This is a genomic window from Patescibacteria group bacterium (genome assembly GCA_034659915.1).
Taxonomy (GTDB): domain Bacteria; phylum Patescibacteriota; class WWE3; order JAUXAW01; family JAYEID01; genus JAYEID01.
This window is the reverse complement of record JAYEID010000019.1, coordinates 1-12038: the sequence shown is the minus strand read 5'-3', so window position 1 is coordinate 12038 and position 12038 is coordinate 1. Positions and strand designations below refer to the sequence as shown.

The 12038-nt window shown below is 39.5% G+C and carries 12 protein-coding genes; 11 read left to right on the top strand and 1 reads right to left on the bottom strand.

The genetic code is table 11. The features are described from left to right. Positions 1-101: 101 nt before the first annotated feature. The gene (infC, locus tag U9M98_03500; protein ID MEA2020746.1) at positions 102-599 is read left to right on the top strand and encodes a translation initiation factor IF-3; all 498 of its coding nucleotides are present in this window, start codon (positions 102-104) and stop codon (positions 597-599) included. 218 nt (positions 600-817) lie between these two features. After that, positions 818-1165 (top strand): 50S ribosomal protein L20, encoded by a 348-nt coding sequence (rplT, locus tag U9M98_03495; GenBank protein ID MEA2020745.1) that lies wholly within the window; start codon positions 818-820, stop codon positions 1163-1165. Positions 1166-1229: 64 nt separating this feature from the next. Here the strand turns inward: rplT and U9M98_03490 are convergent, their stop codons facing one another. Beyond that, positions 1230-3872 carry a PBP1A family penicillin-binding protein gene (locus tag U9M98_03490; protein ID MEA2020744.1) on the bottom strand — a complete coding sequence of 881 codons (2643 nt, stop codon included), beginning with the start codon at positions 3870-3872 and terminating at the stop codon, positions 1230-1232. An 89-nt stretch (positions 3873-3961) separates the two neighbouring features. Between U9M98_03490 and U9M98_03485 the strand changes: the two genes are divergently transcribed. From U9M98_03485 to trmD, 9 genes are all read left to right on the top strand, one after another. Beyond that, the gene (locus U9M98_03485; protein ID MEA2020743.1) at positions 3962-5296 is read left to right on the top strand and encodes an endonuclease Q family protein; all 1335 of its coding nucleotides are present in this window, start codon (positions 3962-3964) and stop codon (positions 5294-5296) included. A 153-nt stretch (positions 5297-5449) separates the two neighbouring features. Further along, on the top strand, positions 5450-7597 hold the full coding sequence (recG, locus tag U9M98_03480; protein ID MEA2020742.1) for an ATP-dependent DNA helicase RecG: 2148 nt from the start codon (positions 5450-5452) through the stop codon (positions 7595-7597). A gap of 161 nt (positions 7598-7758) precedes the next feature. Next, positions 7759-8307, top strand: a complete 549-nt coding sequence (gene rsmD, locus U9M98_03475) for a 16S rRNA (guanine(966)-N(2))-methyltransferase RsmD (GenBank protein ID MEA2020741.1) — start codon at positions 7759-7761, stop codon at positions 8305-8307. A gap of 144 nt (positions 8308-8451) precedes the next feature. Next, the gene (rpmF, locus tag U9M98_03470) at positions 8452-8622 is read left to right on the top strand and encodes a 50S ribosomal protein L32 (GenBank protein MEA2020740.1); all 171 of its coding nucleotides are present in this window, start codon (positions 8452-8454) and stop codon (positions 8620-8622) included. Positions 8623-8713: 91 nt separating this feature from the next. Beyond that, on the top strand, positions 8714-9127 hold the full coding sequence (gene nusB / locus U9M98_03465; GenBank protein ID MEA2020739.1) for a transcription antitermination factor NusB: 414 nt from the start codon (positions 8714-8716) through the stop codon (positions 9125-9127). 105 nt (positions 9128-9232) lie between these two features. Then, the gene (gene rnc / locus U9M98_03460; GenBank protein MEA2020738.1) at positions 9233-9916 is read left to right on the top strand and encodes a ribonuclease III; all 684 of its coding nucleotides are present in this window, start codon (positions 9233-9235) and stop codon (positions 9914-9916) included. A 100-nt stretch (positions 9917-10016) separates the two neighbouring features. Next, positions 10017-10421: a 30S ribosomal protein S16 gene (rpsP, locus tag U9M98_03455; GenBank protein MEA2020737.1), complete on the top strand. Its 405-nt coding sequence runs from the start codon at positions 10017-10019 to the stop codon at positions 10419-10421. Between the two features lie 246 nt (positions 10422-10667). Continuing rightward, positions 10668-10919: a KH domain-containing protein gene (locus U9M98_03450; protein ID MEA2020736.1), complete on the top strand. Its 252-nt coding sequence runs from the start codon at positions 10668-10670 to the stop codon at positions 10917-10919. Positions 10920-11114: 195 nt separating this feature from the next. After that, positions 11115-11846, top strand: a complete 732-nt coding sequence (gene trmD / locus U9M98_03445; GenBank protein ID MEA2020735.1) for a tRNA (guanosine(37)-N1)-methyltransferase TrmD — start codon at positions 11115-11117, stop codon at positions 11844-11846. The last annotated feature ends 192 nt before the right edge of the window (positions 11847-12038 follow it).

Genomic DNA, 12038 nt, shown 5'->3' with positions numbered 1-12038 from the left:
ATTACCGGTCGGAAGCCGGCGAAGGCTAAGGAGAGCTTCTCTCATCCAAAGCCGAAACAGCTTTCCAGAACGACCGGTTCGGCCAAGGGGCGGAACCGGTCGTGTTTTGTTTTTACGAGAAAATAAAAGACAAAAAGCTTCGGGTTATTAGCCCGGAAGGGAAAAATCTAGGAATACTGGACAAAGAGGAGGCTTTAGCTATAGCACAGGAAAAGAATCTTGACCTAGTAGTGGTTTCGACCTCTGCCTCACCTTCAATAGCAAAAATCTTAGATTTTGGTAAGTTTATATACCAAAAGAAGAAAAAGAGAACAGAGGAGAAAAAGAGAACCAAAAGCAAAGAAGCTAAAATTTTAAGAATTGGTCCTCACATAGACAAAAACGACCTAAAGATAAAAATAGAACGAGCAGAAGAGTTTTTTGAAAATGAACATCCAGTAAAGTTTGAATTACTTTTTAAAGGACGCGAAATAGCACATCCTGAAATTGGTCGCGAAAAGCTAGAAAAAATAAAAGAAGAACTCGCAGAAAAAGCCAGAATTGAAAAAGATATTGAAAGAAAAGGAAGGTTTATGAATATGACTCTAGCGCCTAAATAGGCGCCAGAAATTCCAATCCGCCAGCTGGCGGAACAAGTTTCAAATTACAAAAGGTATGGCGGGGGTTTCGTTTACAAAGGTATAGAAAAATTTGCTAGCATTAACTTCTAATAAACATTTTTGAAATGCAAATTTTTTTCTAAGCGAGCCTAAGATGATAATCACCAGACGGGCGAGTGACCTTTGGAAACGCAAGCCACCGCCATAACCAACCAACCATGCCTAGAACTAAGACCGGCACTGTCCGCCGAAAAAGACACAAAAAAATACTGAAAGAAACCAAAGGGTACAAAGGTACCAGGTCAAGGCTATTCAAAAGAGCACACGAAGCTTATCTTAGAGCTGGAGAGCACGCCTTTGCTGGAAGGAAATTAAGAAAAAGGGATATGCGCAAGCTGTGGATTCAAAGAATTAACGCGGCACTCAACGAGTTTAATCTCCCCTACAGTCGCTTCATAAACCTTCTTAAGAAAAAAAATATTGATCTTAACAGAAAAATGCTAGCAGAATTAGCTATCCGAGATCCGGAAGCATTTAAAAAAATAGTAGAAACAGTTACCACCTAATTCACACCACTAAACCACAACAGGGATAAGCATAACAATCATATTTTTAAAAAGTTAATGGAAGTTAACCTGTGGAAGTGTCCTCATCTTCTTCTAACTCTTCACCTGGTGCAGGAGTTACATCTTTCAAAATAATATCCTTGGTTGCTTCTCCAACATTTCCAGCTGAATCATAAGCCTTAACCTTTAAGGTATGTTCAGCCACAGTAGTATCTTCTATTTTCATCTTCTGCTCATAGGGAATACTTGTATCGTCTTTACCCACCTGTTTATCATTTAGATAAAACTTAACTTTAGTTACAGTGTAAGGTGTTATAACTTTGACTTTAACCTTAAATTCTTGTGAAACCGTATCTCCAGGTTCCTTAATTTGTACCCAAGGTTCGTCTTTATCATCGGAATGTATATATGATTCAGACTCTTCAGTAGGTGGGTCATAGGTATCGTCATCGCCATATTGGTCTTCAACCCAATCATCCACATATTCTTGCCAATCTGAAAGAGCTGCCTGATAATCTACAAATATTTTTTCTTTCACCTCATCTGCTTCACGACAAGCATCCGAAGCTAACTTTCCATCTACCTTACAAAGTTCAAGCTTCTTATGAAAACCACAAACTTCTGTAGGTTCAGTACCCTTTATAAAAAGCTCTTGACCAATATCGCAAAAATTAGATTCTTCTTCACCTGGTACATAACACCACTGGTGTGGTTTTTGCCCTGACAAATTGCAAATATCTTCTTCCACAATTCCATCTGGGCGCTCAAACGGTTCATCACTCTTGCCTTCCAAAAACACATTTATCGCCCGGTTCCAAATCGGTGCAGCACCGGTAATACCCGAAACAACATTACTCATTGATGAATTATCATTATTCCCTACCCATACCCCAATTGCTATAGAAGGGGTATAACCCACAGTCCAGTTATCCTTCATTTCATTTGTGGTCCCTGTCTTTACCGCTACTGAATAGCCAGGAATATGCAAAGAGCTGTGTGGTCCAAAAGCCATAGTTCTCGCATTATTATCAGAAAGAATATCAGAAACCAGATATGCAACTTCTGGAGAAAGAACCTGCGGACCCTCCGTTGGTTTAAACTCCTCAAGAACACGCCCATTAGAATCTGAAACTTCCAAAATAGCTTGGGGCGCTACTCGTCGCCCCTCATTAGCAAAACCAGAATATGCAGTTACCAAGTCAAGAAGTTTAACCTCACCACCACCCAAAGTTAAAGAAAGACCGTACCGCTCTGGCTCATTCAGGGTAGTAATTCCTAGATCATGCGCTGTTTCTATCATCTCGCGGACACCAACTAACCGTAGTAGTTTAACTGCTACCAAATTAATTGAATTTCCCAAAGCATACCGGAGTTTTACTGGACCCCTAAACTTGCCGTCGTAATTTTCAGGCTCATAATCTGGCTGCCCTGACCCGCCGGGAAATTTAGTTGGAACATCAAACAAAACTGAGGCTGGTGTATAACCCTGCTTAAAAGCAGTAGCATAAGTAATGGGTTTAATTGAAGACCCGGGCTGGCGCGGGCGGAGGGTTACATTAACCTGCCCATCATAATCCTCAGCAAAGAAATTCTTAGAACCCACCATTGCCAAGATCTCGCCTGTCTGGGGATCCATAGCCAAAAGAGCGCCATTCCCAATATCATAATGGGCAACGTTAGCAATTTCTTCAGCAACAATGGTTTGCATCTCCTCTTGCTTTTCCAAATCAAGTGTAGTAGTAACTTTGAGCCCCCCTTGCTCCACCAAACTAGCTCCATAACGATCTGTCAACAACTCCTTAACATACATTACAAAATGCGGAGCTTTTATTTCGCCACCTGGGGGTGTGTAAATAAGCTTAGTTTCCTTAGCTACCTCCGCTTCTTCTGGAGGAAGAAAATGGCGCTTCCCATCCTTTCCCAACCAACCCCGGTTTTGCATCAAATGCAAAACATAATCTCGCCGAGCCTTAGCTGTATCTGGATCACGGTAAGGAGAATATCTAGATGGCGCTTGGGTCATCCCAGCCATGAAAGCTGATTCAGCCAAAGTCAAATCCTGAACATCTTTAGAAAAATAAACTTCTGAAGCTGCTTGAACACCATAAGCCTGCCCACCATAAGGAGCCTCATTAAGATACATTTGAAGAATTTCATCTTTACCATACTTTCTTTCAATCTGAAGAGCTAGCATTAACTCTTTAATTTTACGTGTAAGTGTTCTCTCTCTAGAAATTACAGTATTGCGCACCACTTGCTGCGTTATAGTAGAACCGCCTTGAAGCCGACAAAGAAATATTACATTGTAAAAAGCACGAAGAATACCAAGAGGATCAAAACCTTTGTGAGCGTAAAAGTCAGCATCCTCAGTAGCTAAGGTAGCTTGAACCAAATGCTCTGGAACATCCTCCAACTGTACCAGCGTCCGGTTTTGATCTCCATGAACATCATAAAGCAAATCACCATTCCGATCATAAATTTTGGTTGAAAGCGATCGCGCCCTTGTTGTCAGCTTATCCGGAGACGGCAATTTGCTAGAATAAAAAGCAAAAACTGCCAAGCTCATAACCGACCCAGCAGTAATTACCACAAATAAAGCTAAGGCAATTATTGAGATTGTTGGCAACCACCTTCTGGTACTAAGCCTGCGCTTCCTTTTGTTACGCCCACCACCAAAAAGTGATGGAAATCTATTTCTTCTAGACATATGCCTGGAAAACATCAGTTCTTAGTTTAGCAAAATACAAAGACGGGAGCAAACCAATTTAGCATCTCTGTTGGTATAATAACAGCAATATGGAACTAAACATAGACTTACATTCACACTCAGGTGCTTCGGGTGGGGTAGGGGAGATATCACTAAGACAGGTTTTTCAAACAATGGGTTTCAAGGGAATTGATATCTACGGTACTGGTGACTGTCTTTACCCCGAGTGGCTAGAAACTCTAGAAAAAAATTTCCAAGAACAAAATGGAATTCTTACTAGCGAGGAATACCCAAAAAAGGGATTAGTTCTACAAACAGAAGTAATTTTTACAATGCCTTATCCGCAAAAACCAACCAGGAGAAAGGCTTGGCACAATGTATTACTTTTCCCACACTTCAAAGCTGCAAAACAAACTATAAATCTTCTAGATGAGTTTGGCGTAAAAAACACTATTGGGCGTCCTTTTTTAACAGTTAATAACATTAAAGAGCTGGAAAATTTTCTCTTTACTTTAAAAGAAATTAACCAGCAAATTGAAGTAATACCAGCCCATATCTTTACTCCCCAAGGCGTATTTGGCTCCAAAAATCCAATAAACAGCCTAAAAGATGTCTACGGAACCTTTACTAAATATATTAACGCTGTTGAGACCGGTCTTTCCGCCGATCCAAAAGCCTTGATGATGATTCCTGAACTAGACCATCTTAGCTTTATTTCCTCTAGCGACGCTCACTGCGGGAGATTAGACAGATTAGGTAGAGAGTACAGCACTTTAGAAGTAAAAGAGCTAAGTTATCCAGCAATAATTAATGCTTTAAAAACAGGTTCTATGGTACAAACTTATGAATTCCCAATGACAGAAGGTAGATATTTCCTCACCGGACACCGAGAGAGAAACAACCACCCTGGCTGGTGTTGTTTCTCTCCTCAACACACCCCACCAACTAGAATCTGTCCGCTTTGTGGAAAAAAACTTACTATCGGTGTTTTACAGCGAGTATTAGACTTAGCACAAACCCAAAAAGCAGGAAACAGAAATTGGGGAGAAAATTACGGACCCCGAAAAAGGAAATTCAAAAAAATAGTACCGCTAAGCGAAGTAATCGCAAACTCTCTCAATATCAAAACCACAAATTCCAAAAGCGTTATTAATTTATACAAAAAAACAATAGAAAGAACCAACACAGAAGCAAACCTATGGAAACTAACTAACAAAAATATTCAACGCGAGCTTGAAGATATCGTCCCCCCTCAAACAATAAAAAGCATTAAAGAGGTAAACAAAGGTAATTTCTCCTTCTCACCTCCAGGATACGATGGAACATACGGCTCGCTCCAAATTGGAAAAACAATCAACTTTTGGAATATAAAAAAAATAAAGAAGGACCCAACACAAAGCCAACAAGAACCTCTACTAAGTTAGGCTTGTTTGACGATGCAGCAAAAAGTATGGGAAAATAGGAAATACAACAATGATTGGATTCTTTCGCAAGCATAAAAAAATGTGGCAAGTAATTATTGCCCTAACTGCTATTACAATGGTTCTTAGCTCCATACTTCCAGTAATCTTAGGTTAATGAAACTTACAGACCCTGTCTCAAAGATCCGCTTCGTAGGCAAAAAATACCAAAAACGTCTCAAAAATTTGGATATTGAAACTGTTAGTGATCTCATTCATCACTATCCCACCAGATACAAAGACTTTTCAAAAATTAGTGAAATCTCCAGCCTGTTAGCAGGTGAGCCAGCAACTATTAAGGGAGAAATCCTAGAAATAAAAAATATATTTACCCGCCGAGGGAAAAAGTTAACCAAAGCAATTGTAGCTGACAATTCAGGAACTTTGCTCTTAGTGTGGTTCAACCAGCATTACATTACTAACACTATTCACCAAGGAGATACATTTTATTTTTCAGGAAAACTCAAAAACTTTTCTGGTCAACCTGCTTTCCTTAGCCCCCAATACGAAAAGGCAGACAGTCCTGCCAAACACTTAACCAAAGATAACCAAAATTACCAATCTAGTAACTTAGTTCACACTGGGCGTCTCGTCCCTATATATCCTGAAACAAGTGGAGTATCATCCAAATGGTTACGAGCAAGAATAAAAGCTGTGTTTGAAAATCTTGAACAAAAACCAAAAGACCCCCTACCCAAAATAATTAAGGAAGAATATAACATTTTAAACCTCAATAAAGCTCTAAAATTCATCCATTTTCCTAATAACCAAAAAGAGATTAAAAGGGCTAGAAATAGAATAGCATTTGAAGAAATGTTCTGGTTTCAACTCCAAACATTAAGGAAACGGCGCCAGTGGCAAAAGCAAAAACCAGCAGCACGCATTTTTTTGTCTGCCAAGCAAAAGGAGAAAATTGCCAAATTGATCGGGAGTCTACCATTTAAATTAACTAATGCCCAAAAAAAATGTATTGCTGAAATTCAAAAAGACATGGAAAAAGAAACACCAATGAATCGACTGCTTCAGGGCGATGTTGGTTCAGGTAAAACTGTGGTAGCGGTAATAGCTGCCTATACAGTTGCACTTGCAGGTAAAAATACTGCCTACATGGCACCCACAGAAATTCTTGCCAAGCAAGTTTACAGAACTTTTGAGAAATATTTAAAACCATACGACATTAAATTGTCATTACAAACAGGGTCAAGTCCGCAAACCGCTGTCCGCACTCCGCACACCGCCAGAAGGAAACAGCAGAAAGCGGAAGGCGGCTCGCCGTTTGCGGACGTCATTATTGGAACTCACGCACTACTCCATCGCAAAGAAATTCTAAAAAACTTAGGACTGGTTATAATTGATGAACAGCACCGGTTTGGTGTAAAGCAAAGAGCAAAGCTTCTTGACAGCAACAATATCAAAGAAAAAACACCGCATAGCCTCACAATGACTGCCACGCCAATTCCCAGAAGCCTAGCTTTAACAAGCTATGGACACTTAGATATTTCAACCATTGATGAGCTTCCTCCAGGAGTAAAACCAACCAAAACATGGGTAGTACCAGAGCACAAAAGAAGTGCGGGTTACAAGTGGATAAAAAGACAGCTTTCTACATCCAGCAATCAGCAATCAGCAGATTTAAAAAACCAAGCATTTTTTATTTGCCCCCTAATTGAAGAGTCTGAACACGAAACTTTAAAAGATGTAAAAGCTGTTACCACTGAGTTTGAAAGGCTCAAAGCTATTTTTTCAGAGTTTGAAGTAGGCTTACTTCACGGACAGATGGATAGCGAAGAAAAAGAAAAAACAGCAAGAAATTTTAGGCAAGGAAAAATCCAAGTCTTAGTCGCCACCCCCGTAGTAGAGGTTGGAGTAGATATCCCTCAAGCCAATATAATGGTTATTGAAGGGGCGCACCGCTTTGGACTAGCAGGCCTACACCAGCTCCGCGGACGAGTAGGCAGAAGTGGTCAAAAATCCTACTGTTTGCTTTTTACACCTAAGAAAGGAAAAACTACGAGAAAACGCCTTAAAGCGTTAGAAGAACACAACTCCGGACTAGAACTAGCAAAAATTGATCTAAAAATGCGGGGACCAGGAGAACTTTACGGAGCGAAACAGCATGGTATTCCGGAATTTGACTTTGCATCCCTCTCCAACTTAGATCTTATAAAAACTACCCGTGCCGCAGCACAAAAAATTATAAATGAAATAAATAACTACCCGGAATTAAAAAAATATCTAAACACTAAACACATCGCACCAAACTAAATTAGTAGCGAGTAGTAAGTAATAAGTAGCAAATAGTAAGAATTTAATGCAGTGAAGAGGAAGGGACTGGATACCCGTGACAATACTCAGCAAAGGAGAAATCAGCGCAAATCCATACCAATAGTATTCATACTTTTTAATATCTGCGCTAATCTGTACATATGAGAATAATTACAGGAACTGCAAAAGGACAAAAAATAAAAATTCCAAAAAAAGAAATTCGACCTGCCCAAAGCATTGTCAGGCACTCAATATTTTCCATGCTTCAGGGCTTAATAAAAGACGCTTATGTGCTTGATCTTTTTGCCGGAAGTGGCTCCTACGGACTAGAAGCTCTTTCCCGCGGAGCAAAAAAAGCAATTTTTGTTGATATAGACAATCGCTGCACAAAAACCATAAAGGAAAATTTGAAAAACATGAGCTTAGAAAGTAGGGGAGAGGTAATAAAAATGGATGCGGCAAAATTTGTTGAAAATGCAGATAGCACTAAATTTGACCTTATTTTCCTAAGTCCGCCATACTCCATGGGATCGCAAATTCATATTCTTAAACAATTGAAAAATATACTATCTCCAAAAGGAATTATTATCTTCGATCACGCAAAAGAAACAAAATTACCCCAAGAGGTAGATGGCCTTAAAACAATTCGCCAACGTAGCTTTGGTGCCACCACCATCTCAATTCTTGCAAAAAAGACTAGTAGCAAGTAGTTAGCAGTAAACACTTGAACATTGAACCACAAGAACATAATTAAGAATCGCAATACTAGAGGCTAGTATCATAGCCATTAAGAACATGAACTCTAATACTACGTCTTGCAGGTACAACCTAAAGCTGATACAATAGGCAAAGTTATGGCAGCAGTACCAAAAGAGCGAATCTCAATAGGGAGGAAAAACCGCAGGCGGTCGCAGCAAAAACTTCGCGCTACCATGGATGTAGCTTGTCCAAACTGTGGAAAAGAAAGGCTGCCTCACAGGGTATGCCTAAACTGCGGTTATTACCGAGGAAGAAAAGTCCTTTAACAGTAAAGTAGTCTGACAGATTAGTAATAGGCTTGCTTTATAAATACAAACAGTAGAAATCTGTCCAGATTACAAACTTACCAAATTGCTTATGGATCCCAGACACAATGCCAGGAGAATAAGTTTAGCAACTCTCTTTTCCTGGTCTGTACTTTCTCAAGAACTTAGTGAGGCTATTCGCATAGCTGCTGAAGTACTAGACATAGAAAAATACGACAAGGACCTGGCAAATTTCATAATTCAAGGTGTAACTGAGAACAAAGATTGTCTTGACCAAATAATTCAGGAAACAGCTCCCGAATGGCCCTTAAAACAAATAGCTAAAGTAGACTTAATAATACTAAGAATAGCCATTTTTGAGCTAGTTATTGCTCAGGACGTACCTCCAAAAGTTGCAATTGACGAGGCAGTGGAATTAGCCAAAGAGTTTGGAAGTGACAACTCAAGTAAATTTGTAAACGGGGTGTTAGGAACTGTAGTTGAGAAGAAAGATATTAAAACTTAAAAACTAATAGTTAATTGTTGGTTGTTTATAGTTAATTGTTGATAGTTGATAAAAGCATTAGACAAAGATCTATCAGCCATTAGCAATAAACATTATTGAAAAAACATGGATCTTGAAAAACTAGAGAAAAAAATAGATTTAACCTTTAAAAACAAAACTTTAGCCAGAAACGCATTTGTGCACAGATCATATCTTAATGAACACCCAGATTTTGAGTTAAGTTCAAATGAAAGATTAGAATTTTTGGGAGATGCAGTCCTAGAATTAGCAACTTCAGAAAAACTTTTCAGAAAATACCCAAATAAACCTGAAGGAAACCTGACCAATATTAGAGCTGCCTTAGTTTGCACTGTATCCCTTGCGGAAGAGTCAAAAAGACTAGGTTTAGGCAACTACTTATTTCTATCTAAAGGGGAAGATGACTCTGGGGGAAGAGAACGTGAATACATTCTAGCAAACACCTTTGAAGCATTTTTAGGAGCAATATACTTAGACCAAGGCTACAAAACTTGCCAAAATTTTTTAGAAAAGAACCTTTTTTACAAAGTTGACGAAATTGTTAAAAACAGAAAATACAAGGACGCAAAATCGACTCTTCAAGAAATTGCTCAAGAAGAACAAGGAATTACTCCCACCTACAAAGTTTTAGAAGAATGGGGTCCGGATCATGCAAAAAATTTCCGAATGGGTGTTTTCCTAAATGACAAACAAATTGGGGGAGGGGAGGGAAATAGTAAACAAGAAGGGGAACAGGCAGCAGCACAAGATGCCTTGGAGAGGTGGCAATAGCGCACAGCACGTTACTATTCTTTGCCATACTTTACTACGCTTAACAAGTGGAAAAAAGTAAAGTGTTACAAAGAGTTTTAAAGTATTGTTCCAAAGAAATATGTTAAAGATTCGCCTCAAACGAACAGGCAAAAGAAATGCACCCAGCTACCGAATTGTGGTTGCAGATTCGCGCAGTCCGCGCAATGGAAAAACAAAAGAGGAAATTGGTTGGTTCAATCCAACAGAAGATCCCAATAAAGTTGTTTACGACGAGGAGCGCCTAAAACATTGGATCAAAAATGGAGCACAAATGACACCTGCAGTTGAAAAACTAGTAGAAGGAACGTATGAGTACGAACCCTACACAAGACAAAATGAAAAAGAGGAAAGAAGCACAGAGGAAGAAAAATCTGAAACAGAAGAACCAGAAGCCCAAAAAGAGCGCAAGGCACAAGCGGTCGAGCAGGAAAGAGAGCCGCGAGAAAAAGAGGAAGAAGACAAGGGCGAGACACGAGAATCGTAACAGAAGTAAAAAAAAATAGAAGATAAGGGATAGGGAACAATTGCTTATTGTTGATTGTTAATTGCTGGTAGCGGATTACGCGCCAAGGGGGCATATTTACGTAGCTTCCGAGCTTCACTTTACGTGAGGTTCTTACCCGAACAATTGTTACGATTTACATGTTACCAGTCTCTAGTCCCTGCCGGCAGGCAGGCAGATCTAATTACTAATTACTAGTTGCCAGTTACTAGTTGCTAACTACTAACCATGAAAGAACTACTACATTACATAGTCGAAAGGATAGTAAATAATCCTGAAGAAGTTAAAATAGAAACAGAAGAGATAAATGACACTCTTAACCTTAAGCTTAAGGTTGCGCCAGAAGACATGGGTTTAATTATTGGCAAAAACGGAAGTACAATTCAATCTTTACGCAATCTACTTAAAACAAAAGCAATCAAAGATGATATAAGATTTAATTTGGAGCTAATGGAAAGCCCCACCAGTGAAGAGGAATAAGAGTACTATACTCTTCACAAAAGGCTAAATTCGAGTATCGAACTTCAAGACAGATAACTTGGTTTCAGTAGCCTCAATGGATTCAGCAGATTCAAGGGTTCAGAGAAAAAAATCTTTCCCAACCACTGATACCATTGAGTCCCTTGAAGCTATTGAATTCCTAAATAACAGCATAGTTATAACTTTTTTATTCCCATGCTAACCATCAACATTATAACTCTTTTCCCCAAAATGTTTTCGGGACCTTTCTCGGAATCAATTATTCGCCGTGCCCAGAAAGAAGGGAAAGTAAAAATAAACATTCACGACCTTCGCAACTGGGCAATTGATGAGCGGGGAACAGTTGATAGCCGCCCCTACGGAGGAGGAAAGGGTATGGTTCTCCGTCCCGAACCTATATTTCAAGCTACAGAAAGCATTAAACCCAAACGCCAACCAGAGAAAACCACAGTTATTCTACTTACTCCCCAAGGTAAAATATTTAATCAACAAAAAGCACAAAAACTTAAGGAACAAAAAAATCTTATCCTTATCTGTGGCCACTATGAGGGTGTAGATGAACGAGTTAGAACACATCTGGTCGATGATGAGCTGTCAATTGGGAACTACATCCTGACCGGAGGAGAAATACCTGCAATGGTTGTTACCGACGCTGTTGTTCGCCTGCTTCCTGGCGTTCTTGAAAAAGAAGCCACCTCCCAAGAATCCTTTCAGAACAGCTCAGATAAACGCAATGCGTTTATCCAGAGCAAGGGGACAGGGATTTTGGAATACCCTCAATATACCCGACCACGCAATTTTCGTGGATTAAAAGTACCAGAAATACTACTTTCAGGTAACCACCAAGAAATAAAAAAATGGCGAAGAAGAAAAGCTGTATCCCACACCAAAGAACGCCGCCCAGAACTCCTGAAAAAATCCGCGTAAATCCGTACCAAAAGGATTTATACTTTTTAATATCCGCGAGAATCCGTATCATTCCACAAAGGGGTTTTCTTTGCCAACCTGACCTTGCTGAACTCCAACTTCATAAACATCCAAATCCCGCACTTGATCCAGAGCTTTATTAACCTTATCAGAAGAAAATACATCTTCTAATGGATCCTCAGCACTAGCTTT